The following is a 20,295-nucleotide window of genomic DNA, read 5'->3' on the forward strand; positions in this document are numbered from 1 at the left end:
TCACGCGTCGCTTCCCGCGTGGGTGGACCTGGAGATCGCGGCGTCCGCGCCAACGAAGAGGCGGTCGAAGATCGCAGGGAGCACGGAGCACGGAGCACCACCCGACGACACGCGAACGGCCCGGAAGCTCATCGAGGTTCCGGGCCGTTCACGTCGGTCCCCCCGGGGATCGCCGATCGTCTGCCCCTTGTCAGCTCGGCGAAGTCGGTGTCAACTCACGGTGCCGGTCCTGCGGGATCACCGACCCGTGCATCGTGTCTCGGTGGAAGTCGCCCTTCCGTGGCGATGGTGCGTCGGTCCGTGAGCCTCGGCGGGCCTCGCGCACGACGTCGGCCCTGGACATGTGCCACGATGGCGCAGCGCGCCGGCCGATCCAGACTGCTTCGAATCCTCCGGCTTCGCTGCGTTCGACGTAGGCGACGAGCCGCCGAGCGTCGCCTTCGGCGTGCCGGGGATCGCAGAGCCGCCAGGATCCTCGCGCGAGGGGCTCCCAGACCAGCTCCCGTTCTTTCGTCAGCATTTCGACCTCCGAACCCATGATCGTGTCCCGATGCTGCAGAGCACCGACCCTTGACAATCGGCTACCGGGCATGCCAGGCCGGGCGGATTGCTGCCGCGGTGGGCCACCGCACGGGGTGTGGTTCGGGATCCCCGCATGACCGTCGGCGGGGTGCAGTACGCTGTGCACGCCGGTCGACCAGAACCCTTCCGGCGAACGGAGTGATCGTGGACCCGGCCGAACTCGCCCTGGACCCCGACGAGCTCCGCCGGCTCGCGGAGTGCGCGAAGGAGCCGATTCGAACCCCCGGCTCGATCCAGGCTCATGGCACACTCCTCGGCCTCGACCTCTCCGGGGTCATCTCGGTCGCGAGCGCGAACGCGAGCGACTGGTTGGGGCATCGCGTGGGCGACATCGGGAACGAGGAGCTCGAGTTCGCGGTACGCACCGGCCGGGCTGTCGACCCCGTCAGGATCATGTGGGAGGGGGTTGCCTCGGATGCGGTCGTGCATCGCGCCGACGGCTTGACCATCGTCGAGATCGAACCGCTGCCGGATGCCGGCGAGTACGCTCGCACCGCCGTGGTGGGCGCGATCATGCGAGCCTCGCGCGCGACGTCCGAGTCCGAGCTTCGTGAGACGGTCGCAGCCGAGATCCGCGAGATCACCGGATTCGACCGGGTCATGATCTACCACTTCCACGACGACGGGCACGGCGAGGTCGTCGCCGACGACCGAGCGGCGGACCTGGAGTCGTATCTCGGACTCCATTTCCCGGCCTCTGACATCCCGGTCCAGGCGCGCGCGCTGTACATCTCGAAGATCGGCCGCACGATTGCGAGCACCGAGGCCCCTGGCATCCCGCTTCTCTCACTCGCCGACGACCCGTACACGCTCGACCTGTCCGACGCCGAACTGCGGAGTGTCTCGCCATATCACCTGCAGTACATGCGCAATATGGGGCAGGCGTCCACGTTCTCTCTCTCGATCGTCGAGGACGGGCGACTCACCGGCATGATCACGTGTGCGGATCGCCGTGAGCGGCGCTTGCCGGTCCTGCTGCGTCGTGCCCTCGAGGTGTTGGCCGGGCAGGTCGCCTTGCAGCTCACGTCGATGCGCGAGATCCGCAGGCTCCGGCACATGGTCGACGTGCGGGCCCGTCGGGCCGAGCTGCTGGCACCGCTCTACGCTTCGGACGACATCCACACGGCGTTGCTCGGAGGCGCAGCGACCGTGCTCGACCTCGTCCCCGCCGACGGCGTGCTCGTCTGGATCGGCGGCACCGCGCGGATGGCGGGTGAGGTTCCGCCCCTCGCGGCGATCCAACGAGTGCTCGATCGCGTGGGTCGCGCTCGATTCGCCTCCGAGTGCCTCCGCACCGACCGGCCCGACCTCGCCGATCTGCTCCCCGGCGTCGCCGGTCTCCTTGTCGTGCCGTTGGCCGACACCGGCGACGCTCTCGTGTTCTTCCGCGGCGAGGTCGCGCATGAGATCTCGTGGCTCGGCGACCCAGGTGGTGTGAATCGACCGGATGGTCTCTCCCCCCGCACCTCATTCGCCGCATGGAAGCGCACGGTGCGTGATCGCAGCGAACCCTGGGGAACGGTCATCGAGGAGACGGTGGAACTCGCACACGAGCTCGAGATCGCGCTCCAGCGGCGTGCCGAGGCGAAGTTGGCGGAACTCGCGATGCGCGACGCCCTCACGGGCCTGTACAACCGTCGATACCTCGTCGAGCGTCTCGCGACACGCGGACCGGTCGGCGACGACGGCAAGGCGATGCTGTTCGTGGACCTCGATGGCTTCAAGAACGTGAACGACACGCACGGACACGATGCCGGCGACGCGGTGATCCTCGAAGTCGCGAGACGTCTCGTCGAGTCCTCGCGGGAGCACGACGACGTGGTACGGCTCGGAGGTGACGAGTTCGTGGTGCTCCTCGACGGCGTCGTCGGCGCGGATGTCGAGGCGATCGCCGAACGCCTCGTGCAGTCCATCGCCCTGCCGATCTCGACGAACCGCGGGTGGATCTCGGTCACCGCTTCATGCGGCGTTGTGGTCGCCGATCCCGGTTCGCCGCGGGGCGGACTCCTCGAGGCCGCGGACGCGGCGATGTACCGGGCGAAGCACGCCGGTCGCAACCGGATCTCACACTGAGGAGCCGCAAGCCGCCCGTGCGAACCGCGGCTGTTACCGCGGCTCGGGCGTGATGCGCATTCCCGCTGCGCCGTTCGCGGAGTCGATCAGCTCCTCGAGCCAGACCCGGTTGATGTCACCAGGGGCGCCGTCGAACTCGAATCGAAGGATGGACGAAGGGTTGATCCACACCTGCTGGCGAGCTTCGCCGTCACCGTCGATGGACAGCGCGAACGCCTCTTTGCGGCGCAGCTTGGCGAGCACGACGAACTCGAGGTGCGCGAGCGTGCGATCGGGGATCGCGAAGGAGGCCGGCGGAGAGCCGTAGTGGAGGTATCCCATCGATTCCGATCATACGGGGAATGTCGGGGTAGCCTGAGCCAGTGACCCTTGTGCACCGACTGACCGTTGACGGCCGCGACTACTTCCTGCCCGATCCAGTGACCGAACTGAAGCAGCAGGTCCTCGAAGCGATCAAAGCCGGCGGGGGGTATGTCAATATCCCGCCGCTTCGCGGAGGCCCGGGCATCGACATCCTCTTCTCCCCTGGAATGCCCGTGACCTGGTCTCAGATCGACGTCGGAGGCGATCTGTCCGACCGTGACGAGAATCGGGCCGGCGGAGATTCGGGCGACGAGATCATCCTCTGAAGAACGGCGAGACCGCAACCGCCGCCGCGAGACCGAAGCTGGTCGGCTAGACCGCGGCGAGCAATCGTTCGACGTCTTCGGCGGGCACCGCCGCCGAGAAGAAGAACCCCTGACCTCGGTCGCACCCCCATGCCTTGGCTCGGTCGACATCCTGCGCGGTCTCGATTCCCTCGGCGACGACGACGGCCTGTCGTGACCGGGCCACCGCGACCGCGTCGAGGGCCAACGCGTCGGCCTCGGGGCCCGGCCTCCGCATGAGGGAACGGTCGATCTTCACCTCGGTGAACGGCAAGCGCTCGAGCGACTCGAGCGACGTGAAGCCCGACCCGAAGTCATCGACGGAGACGCCGACACCGCCGGCGATGAGTGCCTGCATCGTCTCGACCTCGTCGCAGGTCTCGCTGAGGGCCGGAGTCTCGGTGATCTCGGCGGTCACGGTCCATTCGGGAAGACCGAGTGCGCGGACGAACTGAACCATGGTCGAGGCGAACTCCGGGCGCAGCTGCGAAGGGGACACGTTCACCGCGAGACCGACCCGACGGCCACGGCGGTGCCAGTCCGCGACGCGTCGGCCGGCCTGGACCAAGATGGTTCGCCCGAGATCGCCGATCAGTCCGGTACGCTCGGCGATCGCGATGAACCGATCGGGCATCACCAGGCCGCGTTCGGGATGCAGCCACCGGGAAAGCGCCTCGAACGCGACCGGTCGTCCGGACGCGAGGTCGTACTCGGCCTGGAAATACGGGACGAGCTCACCCCGCCGCACGGCACGCTCCAACTCATCGGCCGAGGTTCCGGGTGTAGTGCTCGATGCGCGATCTTCCACCCACCAAGAATCCCCAGATCGGGCTTGGCTTGCAAGGCCAACCCGTTCTCAGCAGACGGGGTGTAAGGTTCGCGCTCACCGGCGTGCATCCGCAGCCGGCGGTGCGAGCGTGGAAGTTCCGAACCGATATCCTTCTCGTGATGGGAACCCTCACCTACGATTCCAAGCTGGTCGTCTCGTTCGACGACCGCGTGCTCGCCCACCTCCAGGCGGCGATCTGGGCGAAGCTTCGCCGAGGCGAACCGTTCGCGTTCACGTGGACGGAGTCGGCGAGTTCCAGCGGGTTCGGTCGAACCTCGGTGTGGCTGTCCCCGGCGATCCCGGTCGCATTCGAGTACTTCGGCGGGCGTGCGCCGCGCCTGAACGCGGCATGGGTGCAGGCGATGAACCGCTCGGCGAACTCGGCGAACGGTCTGACCATCGTTCCGGAACCGCCGGAACCCGGGTTCGAGCCCGGAGCCTGACCAGAGCCTGTTACCGTTCCGGCGTCGGCGCGGAGTCAGGCTCGGGCACGAGGACGAGGCCCGTCGGGGAGTTCGCCGTACGGGCCAGCTCGCGGAGCCACAACGGGTTGAGCGGGATCTCGCGGCCGTCGAAGAACTCGAAGACGACCGGGATGTCCGGACCGAGCCAGATCGAGTTTCTGCCGCTGCCCCGATCGACCGGAAGCTCCCACGAGAATGCGAAGGACTCGCCGCGGCGGATCTTGGCGTGAATCACGTTCCGGAGATGCGCGAGCGGCCGATCCTCGATCTCGACGGTCCGGATGAATCGATACGTCAGCTTGCCCACCGCACTAGCATGCCACCTGGCGCGGACGTTCAGCGCGCTCGGCCGGGATTCGGCTCGACCCGACCGTCTCGGTCCCGGCCGACCGGTGCCGGAGCATCTCGACATCCCTGAGATCGTCCTCGGACTCAGCATCCTCCGAACCGCACGACCGGGACCCCGGCGGGGGTCCGAGTCGAGGTGGTGCTCAAGGCCGCCGGGCGTGGCCTGCGCGTCGATCCTGCGGACGCGAGCGTTCGACAGCCGATAGCGGCCTCGGCCGGCCGCGCGCGTCCAGCTACTCGTCTGCGGTTTCCTGCTTGCCGCGCATCACCAGGAGCGGATCGACGTTTCCGACGACGTCGTCGTTTCGTCCCTCGTACTCGAACTGTCCGAGGAAGAACCGCATCGCGTTGAGCCGCGCGCGTTTCTTGTCGTTCGAGCGGATGATCGTCCACGCCGAGTGCTTCTTATCGGTGCGATGGAACATCTCCTCCTTCGCGGCCGTGTAGTCCTCCCACCGATCGAGCGAGGCGAGGTCGTTGGGCGACAGCTTCCAGCGCCTCACCGGGTCGAGTTGCCGGATCGCGAACCGCGTGCGCTGTTCGGTTCTCGACACGGAGAACCAGAATTTGGTGACGTGGATACCGGAATCGACGAGCATCTTCTCGAAGCTCGGCGCCTGGACCATGAAGTCCTCGTACTCCTCGTCGGTGCAGTACCCCATCACGCGCTCGACACCGGCCCGGTTGTACCAGGACCGGTCGAACATCACGATCTCGCCCCTGGTCGGAAGGTGCTGCACGTATCGCTGGAAGTACCATTGCCCCCGTTCCCGCTCGGTGGGCATGGTCAGCGCGACCGTCCGGGCCGTCCGCGGATTCAGGTACTCGGTGAACCGTTTGATCGTGCCGCCCTTGCCCGCGGCATCCCTCCCCTCGAACAGGATGATCGCGCGTTGGCCGTTGTCTTCCAGCCAGTACTGGAACTTCAGCAGCTCGACCTGCAACCAGTACTTCTCGAGCTCGTACGCATCGCGGTCCATGAGCTCCGGGTAGGGGTATCCCTCCTGCCATGTGTAGACGGCGTTTCCCTGCGGGTCGATCAGGTCAGGGTCGGGGGTGTGACCATCCCGGACCGAGTATCCCTGCTGACGCAGGTACTCGATGTAGTCGCGGAGCCCCTCGGTAGGTCGATCGTCCATGTCCCCTGCCCTTGCCTCATGCCGGCCGCCATGGCCGTCTCCGAGCACATTGTCCTCGCCCACTGTAGAACGCAAGTCATGGGGAGATCGCGGGCCGACATGATGAGTTCACGCGGAGTTGAGTGGTTGGAGTCAGTGGTGAGGAGCGAGGTCACGTTCCGGGAGGAGCACCCGTGCGTCGTAGCACGAAACGTCACCATGATCGAACCAGTTTCCACCGGATCCCGCGCGGGTTCGTACCGCGACCCGCGCGAGCCGCGGCCATCGGTCCTCATCTGCGAGCGGGACCCCGGCGGCCCCTCCGGGCCCCGGCGTCCGCCGAGTGCAGGCTGTCAGGCTTCGACGAAGACCGCCCCGAGTCGCTCGGCGATGGCGGCGGCGAGCGTCGATTTCCCCGAGCCCGCCACCCCCATCACACGATGGCAGGCTGCGGACCCGACAGGGTTGCGCCGGTCATCGGTCACCAGTCGTGAACGGTGCCGTCGAGAAGACGGTTGTACGGCAGGTACGCCTGCTCGTACGGGTACTTCCCCGCTTCGTCGACATCGAGTGCGACGCCGAGACCGGGCTTGTCACCTGGGTGCAGGTAGCCGTCGGTCCAGGTGAAGGACTGCTCGAAGACCTGGTCGGTCTTCGCACCGTGCCGCATGTACTCCTGGATGCCGAAGTTGTGGATCGACAGCCCGAGGTGCATGGCGGCGGCCATGCCGACCGGGGAGATGTCGGTCGGGCCGTGCATGCCGGACTTGATCTGGTACATCGCGGCATACTCGAGCGTCTTCTTCAGCGGCGAGATGCCGCCCATGTGGGTGACCGCGCCGCGCACGTAGTCGATGAGCTGGTCGCGGATGATGTCCTTGAAGTCCCATACCGTGTTGAAGATCTCGCCGATCGCGAGAGGCGTCGTGGTGTGCTGACGCACGAGGCGCAGGGCCTCCTGATTCTCGGCCGGGGTGCAGTCCTCGAGCCAGAACAGGTCGTACGGCTCGAGGTCCTTTCCGAGGCGGGCGGCCTGGATCGGCGTCATCCGGTGGTGCCCGTCGTGCAGCAGCGGGATGTCGGGACCGAACTCGTTGCGGACGGCCTCGAACACGCCGGGCAGGTGGTTCAGGTACGCGCGCGTATCCCAGTCCTCCTCGACCGGCTTTGCCCCGCGGCGTGCCGGTTCGTGGTCGTAGCGCACGGATGCGTCGCCGACGTCAGCGCCCTGCGCGGCGATGCCGTAGATCGCCTTCAGCGTCGGCACGCCGGTCTGCACCCGGATCGCGCGATAGCCCTGCTCCTGGTGGGAGCGGATGGAGTCGAACAGTTCGGGGAGTTCCTTGCCGGACGCGTGCCCGTACGCCATCAGCCCGTTCCGCGAGGCGCCACCGAGCAACTGGTACACCGGCATTCCCGCGGCCTTGCCCTTGATGTCCCACAGCGCCATGTCCACGGCGGCGATCGCGGCCATCGTCACCGGTCCGCGCCGCCAGTATGCCGAACGGTAGAGGAACTGCCACGTGTCCTCGATCTTCGCGGCATCCGCTCCGATCAGCAGGGGCACGACGTGTTCGGTCAGGTACGCGACGACCGCGAGCTCGCGCCCGTTCAGCGTTGCGTCGCCGAGGCCGGTCAGGCCGTCGTCGGTCGTCAGCTTCAGCGTGACGAAGTTGCGGTCCGGGCTGGTGACGATGACCTCAGCCTTGTCGATGATCATGCTCATGGGGTTGCTCCGTGGATCGTGGGCGAGCGGGTTTTCGGGGTCAGGATGTCTCGAGCGCGGTGACCGCGTCGGCGACGTGTGCGGCGAAGCCGGCGTCATCCGCAAGGCGTGCATGCAATGCGGCGAGCAGGGCGTGCCGGGCGGATGCATCGAGGTCGGCGATCGCGGGCTGGTCGATGCCGTCCGGCACCGGTGCCCAGCCGGCGCACACGCCGAGCATCCACGCGGCGATCGCGGCGGCGCAACCGGGCGCCTCGTGCCCGGAAGCGAGTCGGCCGAGCGCGACGGGCACGATGCGCAACCGCATCTTGGTGGTCGAGTCCTGCGCGATCTGCGCGAGACGGTGCTCGATGCGGGGGTTGCGGAAGCGTTCGAGGAGCGCGGCCCGGTAGTCGGCGAGGTCGAAGCCGGGCAGCTGCCGGGCATCGTCGTCCCAGAGCGCTTCGACGAGGTCGCGGCAGACCGGGTCCTCGATCGCGGCCGAGACGACGGTGTGACCGCGGATCTGGCCGAAGGTCGCGAGAACGGTGTGGGCGCCGTTCAGCATCCAGAGCTTGCGGTTCTCCCACGGGGCGATCTCGTCGACGAACCTGGCGCCCGCGGATTCCCAGTCCGGGCGGCCGGCCGGGAAGTCGCCCTCGAGCACCCAGTCGGAGAACGGCTCGGTCACGACCGGAGCTGCGTCGAGCCATCCGGTGGCCTCGAGGACGGCGTGCGACTCCGCTTCGGCGTCGATCGCCGGCGTGATGCGGTCGATCGAGGTCGAGACGACCGAGACCGACGCCGCCAACCACGCGGCGAGGTCGGGCGATGTCCGGCCGGCGAGATCGGCCAGCGCGCGTCCCAGGAGCCCGCCGTTGTCGGGCAGGTTGTCGCAGGGCACGATCGCGATCGGGCCCGCGCCGGCGCGACGCCTGGCGTCGAGGGCCAGCAGTACCCGGCCGAGCGCGGTCGCGGGCCGGACGGCGTCCGTCGTGTCGCCCGCGGCGTCGCGAGTGAACGCGTTCCGCAGCAGTTCGACGTCGGATGCCACGTCCTCATCCTCGAGGTCCGGAGTACCGTCGGCGGAGAGCCGGTAGCCGGCCTCGGTGATCGTGAGCGTGAGGATCGCGACCTGAGGGCCGGCGACGGCCGTGACGAACCGGGGCACGTCGTCGCCGGCTTCGACGCGCACGATCGATGGAATCAGCTCGAACCGGTCGCCGTCCGCGGCGCGCTCGACGAGCGAGTACAGGCCGTCCTGCGGGCCGAGCCGGTCGACCAGGTCGCGGCTGCGACCGGTGAACGCGGCGATCCCCCACTCGTCGGCATCGGCGGCGTGCGCCGTGTACCAGGCCTGGTGCGCGCGGTGGAACGCGCCGAGACCCAAGTGCACGATCCGCTCCGGCGGAGTCGGGACCCCTGCCGCGGCACGCGACAGGCGCACGTCGGCGAGAGCTGTCGTGGTGGCGGTCACAGCTTGAAGACCTCTCGGGGGATGGCGTCGACCAGGTCGTCGATGATGCGCTCCGCGGCATCCATGCGCACCCGGCCCTCGACGACCAGACGCGCGAGGAACCCGGCGTCGACCCGTCGGGCCGTGTCGTGACGTGCCGGGATCGACAGGAATGCCCGCGTGTCGTCGATGAACCCGCTCGAGCGGGAGAAGCCCGCGGTCTCGGTCACGGCGGCGCGGTGTCGGGCGATCGCGTCGGGCGCGTCGAGGAACCACCACGGTGCACCCAGGTACACGCTCGGGTAGAACCCTGCGAGCGGCGCGAGGTCACGGGAGGAGGTGGTCTCGTCGACCGCGAACAGCACGAGATGGAAGTGAGGCTCCAGGCCGTATCGCTCCAGCAGCGGTCGGATGCCGCGGGTGAACTCGGTCGCGACCGGGATGTCGTGCCCGGTGTCCGGTCCGAACCGGGCGTGCGTGGCGCTCGAGTGGTTGCGGAGCACGCCCGGGTGGATCGTCATCACGAGTCCGTCGGCGACGCTCATGCGCGCCATCTGCACGAGCATGTGGCCGCGGAACGCACGCCGCTCCCCCGCACTCGCGTTGCCGGCGACGACAGCTTGGAAGAGCCGCTCACCCTCTGCGGGGTCGAGGTCGACCGTGAACACCTCCTCGACCCCGTGATCCGTCGAGACCGCCCCGTGCCGGATGAAGTGCGCGCGCCGGTCCTCGAGCGCGGCGAGGTACCCGGCGAAGTCACCGGGCTGTCCGGTCGCGGCGAGCAGTCGCTCGACGTTGCCCGCGAACCCGACCGCATCGGGATCGAGATACCGGTCGGGTCGGAACGTCGGGACCACCCGCCCGGGGAGGCCGGATGCCGCGAGTGCGGCGTGCTCGGACAGGTCGTCGAGCGGGTCGTCGGTGGTCGCGAGGAATTCGATGCCGAATCGCTCGAAGAGTGCGCGCGGTCGGAACTCCGGACGCACCAGCGCCGCGGTGATCTCGTCGTAGATCGCATCTGCCGTGTCGGGCCCGAGCGGGGTCGTGATGCCGAAGACCCCGTCGAGCTCCTCCTCGATCCAGTACCCCGACGCCGTACCAGCGAACCGGTGCCAGTGCGCCGCGAGCGTGCGCCACACCGTGCGGGCATCGCGCCCGGCCGCCTCGTCCACGACCAGGTCGGCGAGGTCGACCCCTGAAGCGTGCAGGAGGCGGGTCACGTAGTGGTCACCCGTGACCAGCAATGCCACCGGATCCGCATACGGCTCGTCGTCGAGCAGCAGCGACGGCGGCACATGCCCGTGCGGCGAGATGATCGGGCTCCCCGCCACGCGCTCGTACAGATCGAGCGCGACGGCACGCGTCGTCGGGTCGACCGGAAGCAACCTGGCGGGATGTCGGGACGGCGACGTCATTTGGCGATGAGGTTGAGCTGGGCGTTCAACGCGGCGACGTGCTCGATGGACACGCCACCGGCCTGCTTGATGAGCTTCTCCACGCTCATCCGATCGACGATGGCCTGCATGGCCGGCGGGATCTCGACGCCATGACCGACCTCGCCACGGCTCGTCGACACGGCTTCGAGGACCGAGGCGATCACGCGGGCACCGTCCTCGGACTGCTTGATGTCGCCGAGCGAGTCGCGAACGGAGAAGTACCCGACGGGGCTCGGCAGCTCGGCCTCGTCGAACCAGTTCGCGATGGACGTCGTGGGCATCACGCTCGCCGCAGGAACCTCGTCCACCCGGCAGAGCACGATGGTGTCGGCGAGATCGCCGGAGCGGGCGGTGATCTCGTGCTCGCCGGTCAGGGGGACCCGGAAGCGGAAGGTCCGACGACCCTCGACCGCGCCGACCTCGACGCCGTCGACCGACAGCACGACCCGCTCCTGGTTCGAATACACGATCACCTCGGTGACATCCTCCGCCCGTTCGGCGCGACGACGACCCGCGACATGCACGAACGGCTCGCTCGACCACGCGGCCTTGTACACGTAGAAGGCGTCCTTCTTCACCGATCGGTCGAACGAGACGAGCCCCTTCTGGTTGCGGCCCGCTACGCCGCCCTCGTCACGACCGGCTGACCCGAAGTCCGCGAGGTTCCACACGTGCGTGGCCCACAGCCACGGCCGCGCCTCGATCATGCCGACCATGTGCTCGTGGTACGACGCCTGGTACCCCTCGGTGTAGTCGCCCTTCTCGGGAGCGGCCGACTGGAACTGCGCGTTCGCATCCGCCCCGTACTCTGCGAGTCCGATCGCGATCTCGGGGTACGCCGCGTGGAAGTCGTCGAGCCAGGTGTCGTTGTCGGCGACGTCGCCGACGTACCACCCGAAGTAGAGGTTGTACGACATGACGTCGGGCAGACCGACCAACGGATGGTCGGTCTCGAGGAGGAACAGGTTCGCCATGGCGGTCAGGCGGGTCGGATCGAGCTCGTGCGCGAGATCGTTCAACTCGCGGTGGGCGGCGAGCACGTCCTCGCCCGATCCGGCGAGGGTGATCTCGTTCGACAAGCCCCACGAGATGATGCTCGCGTGGTGGCGGTTCTGCACGATCAGCTCGGTGAGCTGGTCGCGGGCGTTGTCGATCGCTCCCGGGAGGAAGACGGTGATCTGCGGGATCTCCGCCCACACGACCAGGCCCGCCTCGTCGCAGAGATCGTAGAAGCGCTGGTCGTGCTGGTAGTGCGCGAGCCGCACGGTCGTCGCACCGAGCTCTCGAATCAGGGCGAGATCCTGCTGCTTGATCTCTTCCGTGATCGCGTTGCCGACGCCCTCGAAGTCCTGATGGCGCGACACTCCGCGAAGCGGGTACTCCTCGCCGTTCAGCAGGAAACCGCGCTGCGGGTCGACCTCGAACTCGCGGCAGCCGAACCGCAGCTCGACCTCGTCGAGCACCGCGTCGCCGGCGAGGAGTTCGGCTCGGGCCGTGTAGAGGTGCGGGTCGCGCAGCCCGTGCCAACGGTGCACGTGCTCGATCGAAAGCGTCGCGTTCGCCGCACCGCCGACGAGCGGCACGGTCACGGTCGCCTCGCCGTCGATGGCGAAGCGCACCCCGGTCGCAGATCCGCCGGAGGTCGTGACCGCCGCCGCACTGAGCGCGACCTCGGCGCGGTCGCCGTCGAGGTCCGTGGTGACGATCAGGCCGGGACCGCCGTTGCCGGCGAGGTCGAAATGTTCGCGCCCGACGGTGATCCGGCGCACCTCGCGGTAGATGCCGCCGTAGAAGGTGAAGTCGGCCTGCTGCGGGTACACCCGCTCGTTCTTCGCGTTGTCCACGATCACGACGAGCGTGCCCGATCCGTTCGCGAGCCCGTCCGTCAGGTTCACGCGGAACGTCGAGTAGCCGCCATCGTGAGTGGTGAGGAGGCGTCCGTCCAGGTACACCTCGGCCGACGAGTTCACGCCCGCGAACTCGACCCAGGTCTCGACATCGGACCTGTCGGCCTCGATCACCCGTGCATACGTCGAGCGACCGCGACGGTACTCGCCGCCGGCCTGTCCGTCGATCGCGTTCCAGGTGTGCGGCAGCACGACCTGCTCCCCCGCGGCCGCGATCTCGTCCCAACTCGACCCCGCGGGCAGTTCGACGGGCGAGTACGCCCACCCCTCGGGGATCGCCGTGGCCCGGCGGGCGGCGGTGGCAAGGGGCTGCGTCATGGGGGTCTCCTTCGACGAGAGTTCGCCGGCGCACGCCGGCTGGGCTCAACCACGATACGAACCACGGACCGGAGGATGATAGAACTGATCACGCGCGATCAGAACTGATTCGGCACACTCTTTGCAGGTCACACGAACCGAGGAACCTCGATGACGACGACGTCGCATGCGCATGCGCATCCGCAGGACGCCCTCGAGCCCATCGCGGCCGCGGTGGCCGAGGTCCTGAGCTGCCCGATCGAACTCACGACCGACATCGCACCGGCGCTCGAGGCGTTCGAGTCGGCGCACTGCCTCGACCCGCGCATCCAACCTGCCTTCACTGCGTCGGTGCTCCGAGGGTTCGTGCGCGACATGGACCGGCAGGTCGTGCATGAGATCCGTGAGCCGCTCGGGATGGCGATCGCACTCGTCCGCTGGGATGACCGCCTGCTCGTCATCGGCCCGTACACGCACGAGCCCATGCATCCGGGTGTCGCGGAAGAGGCCATGAGCCGGTTGGGCATTCCCAGCGCCCACCTCCCGATCTACAGGCACTACCGCACCAGGTACGCGATCGTCGATGCCGAGTACGTGTACCGCGGAGCTGCCAGCCTGCTTCGCGCGGGTGGCGGCGAGGACGCGCTCGGCAGCCTTCGCGAGGTCGAGGCCGAAGGCGGGACGATCGCCCCCGGGGTCGGGGAGGCCCTGCAGTCTGCCGCATTCTCCGTGATCGAAGAGCGGTACCGACTCGAACGGGAGTTCATGGACGCGGTCGAGGAGGGCTCATCCGAACGAGCGCTCTCCGCCTTGCAACGCATGGGACGGATGCCGCAGACGATCAGCTACCTGAACACGCCGTTCCTCGGCACGACCATCTTGCGGATCATGGCCCGCGTCGCGGCGCAGCGCGGCGGGCTGCCGCCGGTGACCGTCGACGCGATCTCACAGGAGTATGCGCAACGGCTGCACCGCATCGGCCATTCATCTGACCCGAAACGCTCCGCCTCGTTCACCGCGCAGATGGTCACGGAATTCTGCCGGTACGTCCGACGCCACAACCAGCGCGAGTATCCGCCGCTCGTACGTCGCGTCGCCGACGAGATCGACCTCCATCTCAGCAGCCATGTCTCGACGACCGAACTCGCGGACCGGCTCGGAGTCTCCGCCTCCACACTCGCGCGCCGCTTCAAGTCGGCCACCGGCATGACCATCGTCGCGTACACGGCCCAGCAGCGGGCCGAGCGCGCGGCCCGACTGCTCGCCACGACGACGCAGAGCGTGCGCGATATCGCGCTGTTCGTCGGCTACGACGACGCGAACTACTTCGTCAAGGTATTTCGAGAGGCGCACGGGATGACGCCGACCGCCTATCGCGAGGCCCACACGGCCTGACGCGCTCGAAGGCCGCGGATCTGCGATCCGCGGCCCTCGAGATCGGCGCTCGTCAGGCGAGCACGCCCTCGGTTTCGATGTCCGCCGCCTGCAGCGCTTCCTTCTTCTCGGCGACCCGCTTCTGCACCTCGATCATCTCGGTTCGGTCGAGCTTGTAGCCGCGCATGGCAATCAGCGAGATCGCCCATCCGAGGATCGGCAGGCCGAAGAACAACGCGAGGCTCATCAGCAGGATCGCCGTCGACGGACTGTCAGTGGGCTGGGGCATCACCGCCGTGAACCCGATCAGGGCGACGGCGCCGAGAGCCAGCGCTGCCCCGAGCGACGAGATGACCTGGTCGACGATGTTGTACGTCGCCGTGACCGTGGCCGGCAGGAACTTTCCCGAGCGGTCGAGCTCGTAGTCGATGACATCGGCCCGCATGGCGCCCTGCGCGACGGTGACCACCATCGAGGTGCCGTTCAGCAGCAGGTAGACGAGGAAGAACCCGATCGTGAGGCCCAGGTTGCCGAGAATGGAGCCCATGTCGACCACCAGGCAGAACACGGTCAGCATCACGGCGAGGATCAGGCAGAGCCAGGTCCACGTGATGGTGGCGGCCTTGGAGCCGTGCTTGCCGGTGTAGCGCGAGCCGAAGATCGCGAACACGATTCCCGGGAGGATCGCGATGAGGCCGAGCACCGATCCGAGCTGCATGTTGCCGAGCAGGATGCCCCACATGAGCGTCCCGATGACGGCCTGCGACTTCACCACCTGGGCGAGCTTGTCGGCCGCGCCGCTGATCAGGTAGCGCTGGAACGGCCCGTTCTTGGTCAGCAGGTTCCACATGTCGCGCATCGAGACGTCGGCCTTGGCGCGGTCGACCGAGACGTGGGCGAAGTTCTCGGGCTTGTCGACGCGGGAGACGCCGACGCAGGCGAGGACCTGGAAGACCAGCGAGCAGGCCACGTAGGTGAGCGCGGTCTCGCTCAGCATCTCGACCGTGAACTGGTTGCCGTGGCGCGGCAGGAAGACCACCGTCGAGAGGATCGAGAAGATCGCGGGCACGAAGTACGCGTAGACGGTGGCCCACACCTGCACGGACGGCCGCTGCCGAGGGTCGTTGGTGAGCACCGGTCCGGTCATCTGCCCGGCGATGTCGTTCATCGAGGACCCGATGATGTAGACGACGTAGATCGCGATGAAGAACACGGCGCCGAACCCACTGTCGGGGGCCCAGACGAAGAGCAGCAGGATCGCAAGGGATCGGATCGCCCAACCACCGAGCATGAAGAAGCGCAGCTTGCCGAACCGGAAGTCGACCTTCTCGATGATCAGCCCGAGCAGCGGGTCGATGAGTCCGTCGAAGACGCGAGTGAGCGTGAGGATGAGCCCCGCCGCGACGACCGCGATGCCGTAGCCGGCGTTCTGCAGGTAGCTCATGAGGCCGACGAGGACGTAGAAGATCATCGCCGAGCCGTTGTTCATCTGGGAGAGGGCGATCTCCCACGTCTTGGCGCGACGGTAGGTGACGCCGTCCGCCTCGCTGGCCGTCTGCTTCGGGTTACGCGCCATTGCGTGTTCGCTCCTTCGAGAATCCGCTCGGTCTGCCGACGGCTCGTTCCGTCGGCCTCCTGATGAGCCGAAGGCAAGAGTAGGAAGACGAGCAGCCCGCCCGATAGAAGCCGCCGAGCGGACATAGAAGAGAACCGGCGCAACCTGCAGGCGCGGAGACAGCACCACATGACGAACGCGGGCCAGAGCGCATGCGACTGCGCTCTGGCCCGCGTCACCGGGAACTCCGGCCGTCACGCCTCGAGGAGTTCGCCCATCTGCTTCGCGATGAGCGTGGTCGCGAACCGCGGATTGAGGCGGGCCAGCCGGTCCATCGCCGCCGCGTCGGAGCCGATCGTGGCGCGGAATCTGGCCTTCTCGATCGCTGTAACGATCACCTTTCCCGCTTGGACCGGGCTGGTCGTCTTGTACGTGGCGGTCTCGGTCGATGCGTCGCCCGCCAGGCTGACTCCCGAGTTCGCCGCGATATCGGTGCCGATCGCGCCCGGGAACACGACGCTCACCTGCACGTTCGTGTCGAGGAGCTCGGCGTAGAGCGCCTCGGTCAGGAGCTTGACCGCGGCCTTGGAGGCGCCGTAGACGGCCTGGCCGGGCACAGGCGCATAGGAGCCCATGCTCGCGACGTTGAGGATCGCCGCCTCAGGGCGCGCGAGCAGCGTCGGCAGGAACGCCTTGCACATGTTCATGACGCCGCCGAAGTTCACGTTCATGACCTTGTCGATCTCGGAGAACGGCAGGTCGACGACCTTCACGAACTGCTGGATCACGCCGGCGATGTTCACGATGCCGTCGACCTGACCGTGCACCGCCTCGACGGCGGCGGGAAGCCCCGCGACCGCCTCGCGATCGGTGATGTTCACGACGTGGGGCGAGAAACGGCCGCCTGCCCCGGCGAGCCGGGCTGTCTCGGCGAGCCCGTCGGCGTTGAGATCGACGCCGGCGACCGATGCTCCGCCGGTGAGGAGGCGGAGCGTCGTCTCGCGTCCGATGCCGTTGCCGGCGCCGGTGACGACGAAGACCTTCTGTGCGATGTGCATGTTCGATTCCTGTCTCTGAGAGTGGTGGGGCTGGGTCAGTGGAGGCAGGCCACGGCACCGGGTGTGACGCCGGCGCCGTTGAAGCTGTCGACGGCGAACCAATACGGATGCCCCGCGTTCAGCGACCCGACCTCGAGATCGGTACGGTCGTAGACGAGCCACGAGTGGTAGAGCTTGTCGGGCGAGAGCCCGTACCGCACGTTGTAGCCCACGACGCCCGGCACGGCCTCCCACCGCAACGACGCCGTGCGCGGATCGCGCCGTTCGCCGCGGACGTCGGCCGCACCGGGAAGGGGCACGTCGGCGAGGCCGAACACGCGCAACCCGCTCACGGCGAAGGCACCCCCGAAGGGCATCGCGCCCGCGGTGACCCGGATGTACCGTGCACGTCGCGCCTCGGGCAGGACGACGAACGCGTGCGGGGCGTCCTCGCGCGTGCCGATCGTGTCGTGCACGACCGCCCATTCCACGCCGTCGAGCGAGAGCTCGAGACGAACCTCGGTCGGCTGCGGGTCCGGGAAGACGGCGCGCTTGCCGAACGTCGCCTTCGCGAGATCGCGGCGCTTGGGTGCGCGAGATGCGAGGCCGTGGTCGGCGAGGTTGACCTGCAGCGCGTGGACGGTCGCCTCGGCGCCGAGGTCGAGCTGCAGCCACTCCCCCGGTTGATCCGTGCCGGCGACCCACCAGGTGCGCACCGACTCGTCGGTCGCGAGCGCCGGGTCGTGCCCGTCGGCCGACGACGAGGCGATCGCGACAGCGCGGTGCGACAGGAGCATCCAGCCCGGGGATGCCTCAGCCCACGGGTCGAACGCACGGTCGGGCACCTGCATCGGGTAGTCCGCGAAGTTCTGGTTGCAGAACAGCACGCCGTCATCGTCGAACCCGGCCGGGAACAGGCCGATCCGTCGCTCGAAATCGGCGTTGACCGAGACGCGCATGGTTGCGACATGCCACCAGTTGCCGTGCCGGTCCTGGAAGGTGCTGCCGTGCCCCGCGCCGGTGATGAAGCCCCCGGGCTTCGACGAGAACGGGCTGTGCGGGTCGTACACGAACGGGCCGAGCGGCCCATCGCCCACGTAGGCGCCGTCGGCGTACGTGTTGAATTGCGTGCCCGGGCCCGCGTACTGCAGGTGGTACCGGTCACCGACGCGGGTCATGTACGCGCCCTCGATGAACGGCGCGTCGCCGATGTAGGCGTCCATCACCTTGCCCATCAGCCCGCGGCGCACGACGGGCACGTAGTCGTCGCCGGTTCGCTCCCATCCGCGGGTCTCGGTGTCGGCGGCGATCAGCGGCACGGGCTCGCCGATGCGCTGCAGCGTCGCACGGTCGAGCTCGACGCCCTGAATCGGTTCCTTGTGGGAGCAGCCCCAGTACAGGTAGAGCCGGCCGTCGTCGTCCTGGAAGGTGTCGGGGTCCCAGAACGCGATGTCGCTCGGGGCAACCTCCTCGAAGTCATCGGCGAGCGGATCGACGCTGCGGAAGAAACGGCCGTTCGTGCGCCGCGACGCCGTGAAGAGCAGCGCACCGTCGACCTCGCGGACGTCGGGTGCGTAGTCGATCGCCGGGATCCTCTCGCTCGGCTGCAACGTCCACTCGACCAGGTCGTCGGAGTACCAGAACCCTCGGGTCATCGACGCGAACATGAAGTACCGGCCGCGGAAGAAGACGACCGTGGGGTCGGCCGCTTCGCGGTGCACGCTGCGACCGGCGAACGGCGTCCGCACGTCTTGATACCGGTAGGCGAGGTCGAGCGGGTTGCAGACGATCCGCGCGGTCACGAGGTCGCCCCCGCGGCATCCGTCGGCAGTGGCCCAGCCGGTGTCCGAATCGACTGCAGGTGCGCGATCGACGCGGCGATCGCGTCGAAGGCGTCCTCGACATGATCGAACTCGACGACCGGAAGACAGGTTGCAGGCGCTGCGGCGAGAGCCTCGTCGTTCGCCAGACGCCCCGACCCGAGCGCGCACTGCGTGAGCGCCGCAGGGTCGTCGTCACCACCGGCGGCGAAGACGTCGACCGCCCGGGCGGCATCCTTGAGATGCAGCGCGCGGACCCGGGAGCCGAGCCGCTCGACGAGCGCCGGCACATCCTGCCCCGCGGCCGTCGCCCAGTAGACGTCGAGCTCGAGGGCGACGCGCTCATCGAGGAGCGATACGAAGTACTCGTACGCGGTCAGATCGCCGATGCGGTGATGGAACTCGAACGAGTGGTTGTGGTGGCCGACCACCAGCCCTTCGGCGGCGGCCGGCTCGACGAGCGCGTTCATCCGGTCGGCGGTCAGGGCGATGTCGTCGGCGGTGCGCCAGCGGTCCGCGTCGACCATCGGGTCGATCAGGATGTCGGCGCCGAGCGCCCGCGCTGCGGCGAGGGCGGCGGAAGCGGGCGGCACCGGTACCTCGCGTCCGGCGAGCCTGATCGTGTCGGAGAGCAGCGGTGCGTGGGCGGTCGGGATCGAGAGCCCGTTCGCCGCCGCGGCGGCGGCGAGCTCTGCTGGTCGGTCGTACACCGAGAACGGCTCGACGGCCTGGGCGCCGGCGTCCGCGAGGCGCCCGAGCGTCGCATCCAGGTCGGCCAAGTCGTGGCGCACCGTGTACAGCTGCACGCTGATCGGTCGTGTGGTGAACACGTCCCTCAGACCGTCTCGCCCGCGTCGGCGAGGAGCGTGCTGCCCGTCATGATCATCGAGAGGTCGCTCGCGGCGAAGAGCACGACGCGCGCGATGTCGTCGGGGGTGCCCATGCGGCCGATCATGCTCGTGTTCATCACGTCGAGCGGCGGCATCTCGATGCCGGCCGCGGCGGCCGCCTCCGCGCCGGCCTTCGCCGCCGCGACGTTGCCCTCGGTCGGCACGAAGCTCGGTGCGACGCCGAGCACGCGGATGCCGAGCGGTGCCAGGTCGACCGCGAGCGACTTCGTCATGCCGAGCGCCGCATGCTTGGATCCCACGTAGGCGGCCATGCCCGGGAACGCCACCTGCACGCCCGCCGTCGAGATGATGTTGACGATGACGCCGCCGGATCCGTCGGCCGACATGCGACGCGCGGCTTCACGCGAACCGAGGAACACGCCTCGTGCGTTGACCGCGAACGTTGCGTCCCACATCTCGTCGGGCATCATCGTGACGGGCGCGTTCGGGAAGATCCCGGCGTTGTTGACCCAGACGTCGATGCCGCCGAGTTCGGCGACCGCGAGGTCAGCGGCCGCCGCGACCGAGGCCGCGTCGGTGACGTCTGCGCGCGTGCTCGCGACGCGAACGCCGTATCGGTCGGCGAGCTCCGCTGCGGCGGCGCGCGCGGCGTCCTCGTTCAGGTCGATCAGCAGGAGGTCGGCACCGGCTTCGGCCAGACGCGCCGCGATGGCCTTGCCCAGCCCCTGTGCGGCACCGGTGACGACGGCGCGGCGGCCGGCGAGCGAGAGCAGGTCGGTCAACGACCGAGTCGAGA

The 20,295-nt window shown here is 68.4% G+C and carries 17 protein-coding genes; 4 read left to right on the forward strand and 13 right to left on the reverse strand.

Annotation, left to right across the window (positions count from 1 at the left end; all coding sequences use genetic code 11):
- The first annotated feature begins 726 nt into the window (after nt 1-726).
- On the forward strand, nt 727-2,655 hold the full coding sequence (locus ABIC29_RS09160) for a bifunctional diguanylate cyclase/phosphodiesterase (RefSeq protein WP_354244501.1): 1,929 nt from the start codon (nt 727-729) through the stop codon (nt 2,653-2,655).
- A gap of 33 nt (nt 2,656-2,688) precedes the next feature.
- Here ABIC29_RS09160 and ABIC29_RS09165 read toward each other — a convergent pair whose 3' ends face one another.
- Nucleotides 2,689-2,976, reverse strand: coding sequence for a DUF7882 family protein (locus tag ABIC29_RS09165; protein WP_116081914.1), 288 nt, complete (start codon nt 2,974-2,976; stop codon nt 2,689-2,691).
- A gap of 41 nt (nt 2,977-3,017) precedes the next feature.
- On the opposite strand from ABIC29_RS09165, the gene ABIC29_RS09170 reads away from it, so the two are divergent.
- The gene (locus tag ABIC29_RS09170; protein WP_116081917.1) at nt 3,018-3,284 is read left to right on the forward strand and encodes a hypothetical protein; all 267 of its coding nucleotides are present in this window, start codon (nt 3,018-3,020) and stop codon (nt 3,282-3,284) included.
- Between the two features lie 46 nt (nt 3,285-3,330).
- Here ABIC29_RS09170 and ABIC29_RS09175 read toward each other — a convergent pair whose 3' ends face one another.
- Nucleotides 3,331-4,110 carry an EAL domain-containing protein gene (locus tag ABIC29_RS09175; protein WP_116081919.1) on the reverse strand — a complete coding sequence of 260 codons (780 nt, stop codon included), beginning with the start codon at nt 4,108-4,110 and terminating at the stop codon, nt 3,331-3,333.
- 140 nt (nt 4,111-4,250) lie between these two features.
- Between ABIC29_RS09175 and ABIC29_RS09180 the strand changes: the two genes are divergently transcribed.
- Nucleotides 4,251-4,574 carry a DUF7882 family protein gene (locus ABIC29_RS09180; protein ID WP_354244505.1) on the forward strand — a complete coding sequence of 108 codons (324 nt, stop codon included), beginning with the start codon at nt 4,251-4,253 and terminating at the stop codon, nt 4,572-4,574.
- Between the two features lie 10 nt (nt 4,575-4,584).
- Here ABIC29_RS09180 and ABIC29_RS09185 read toward each other — a convergent pair whose 3' ends face one another.
- The 6 genes from ABIC29_RS09185 to ABIC29_RS09210 form a co-directional block, all read right to left on the reverse strand.
- Nucleotides 4,585-4,902 carry a DUF7882 family protein gene (locus ABIC29_RS09185; protein WP_116081924.1) on the reverse strand — a complete coding sequence of 106 codons (318 nt, stop codon included), beginning with the start codon at nt 4,900-4,902 and terminating at the stop codon, nt 4,585-4,587.
- A 274-nt stretch (nt 4,903-5,176) separates the two neighbouring features.
- The gene (gene ppk2, locus ABIC29_RS09190; protein WP_116081927.1) at nt 5,177-6,082 is read right to left on the reverse strand and encodes a polyphosphate kinase 2; all 906 of its coding nucleotides are present in this window, start codon (nt 6,080-6,082) and stop codon (nt 5,177-5,179) included.
- Between the two features lie 460 nt (nt 6,083-6,542).
- On the reverse strand, nt 6,543-7,781 hold the full coding sequence (gene manD / locus ABIC29_RS09195; protein WP_116082609.1) for a D-mannonate dehydratase ManD: 1,239 nt from the start codon (nt 7,779-7,781) through the stop codon (nt 6,543-6,545).
- Between the two features lie 46 nt (nt 7,782-7,827).
- Entirely contained in the window at nt 7,828-9,243 is a 1,416-nt protein-coding gene (locus ABIC29_RS09200; RefSeq protein ID WP_354244508.1) for a mannitol dehydrogenase family protein, read from the reverse strand.
- Nucleotides 9,240-10,637: a glucuronate isomerase gene (gene uxaC / locus ABIC29_RS09205; protein ID WP_354244511.1), complete on the reverse strand. Its 1,398-nt coding sequence runs from the start codon at nt 10,635-10,637 to the stop codon at nt 9,240-9,242. Before uxaC ends, ABIC29_RS09200 begins: the two co-directional genes overlap by 4 nt.
- Complete coding sequence (locus tag ABIC29_RS09210; protein ID WP_354244513.1) at nt 10,634-12,883, reverse strand: glycoside hydrolase family 2 protein; 2,250 nt, start codon at nt 12,881-12,883, stop codon at nt 10,634-10,636. Before ABIC29_RS09210 ends, uxaC begins: the two co-directional genes overlap by 4 nt.
- A gap of 150 nt (nt 12,884-13,033) precedes the next feature.
- Between ABIC29_RS09210 and ABIC29_RS09215 the strand changes: the two genes are divergently transcribed.
- Complete coding sequence (locus ABIC29_RS09215; protein WP_116081936.1) at nt 13,034-14,257, forward strand: helix-turn-helix transcriptional regulator; 1,224 nt, start codon at nt 13,034-13,036, stop codon at nt 14,255-14,257.
- 52 nt (nt 14,258-14,309) lie between these two features.
- Here the strand turns inward: ABIC29_RS09215 and ABIC29_RS09220 are convergent, their stop codons facing one another.
- From ABIC29_RS09220 to ABIC29_RS09240, 5 genes are all read right to left on the reverse strand, one after another.
- On the reverse strand, nt 14,310-15,812 hold the full coding sequence (locus ABIC29_RS09220; RefSeq protein WP_055858075.1) for an MFS transporter: 1,503 nt from the start codon (nt 15,810-15,812) through the stop codon (nt 14,310-14,312).
- A gap of 233 nt (nt 15,813-16,045) precedes the next feature.
- A complete protein-coding gene (locus tag ABIC29_RS09225; RefSeq protein WP_116081941.1) occupies nt 16,046-16,849 on the reverse strand; it encodes an SDR family NAD(P)-dependent oxidoreductase in 804 nt (267 codons plus the stop codon).
- Between the two features lie 35 nt (nt 16,850-16,884).
- Nucleotides 16,885-18,630, reverse strand: a complete 1,746-nt coding sequence (locus ABIC29_RS09230) for a family 43 glycosylhydrolase (RefSeq protein ID WP_354244518.1) — start codon at nt 18,628-18,630, stop codon at nt 16,885-16,887.
- A complete protein-coding gene (locus ABIC29_RS09235; protein WP_354244521.1) occupies nt 18,627-19,478 on the reverse strand; it encodes a sugar phosphate isomerase/epimerase family protein in 852 nt (283 codons plus the stop codon). Before ABIC29_RS09235 ends, ABIC29_RS09230 begins: the two co-directional genes overlap by 4 nt.
- Before the next feature lie 5 nt (nt 19,479-19,483).
- Nucleotides 19,484-20,281, reverse strand: a complete 798-nt coding sequence (locus tag ABIC29_RS09240; RefSeq protein WP_354244524.1) for an SDR family NAD(P)-dependent oxidoreductase — start codon at nt 20,279-20,281, stop codon at nt 19,484-19,486.
- Nucleotides 20,282-20,295: the final 14 nt, after the last annotated feature.

It is taken from the genome of Agromyces sp. PvR057 (genome assembly GCF_040547485.1).
In the GTDB taxonomy this organism is placed as follows: Bacteria; Actinomycetota; Actinomycetes; order Actinomycetales; family Microbacteriaceae; genus Agromyces.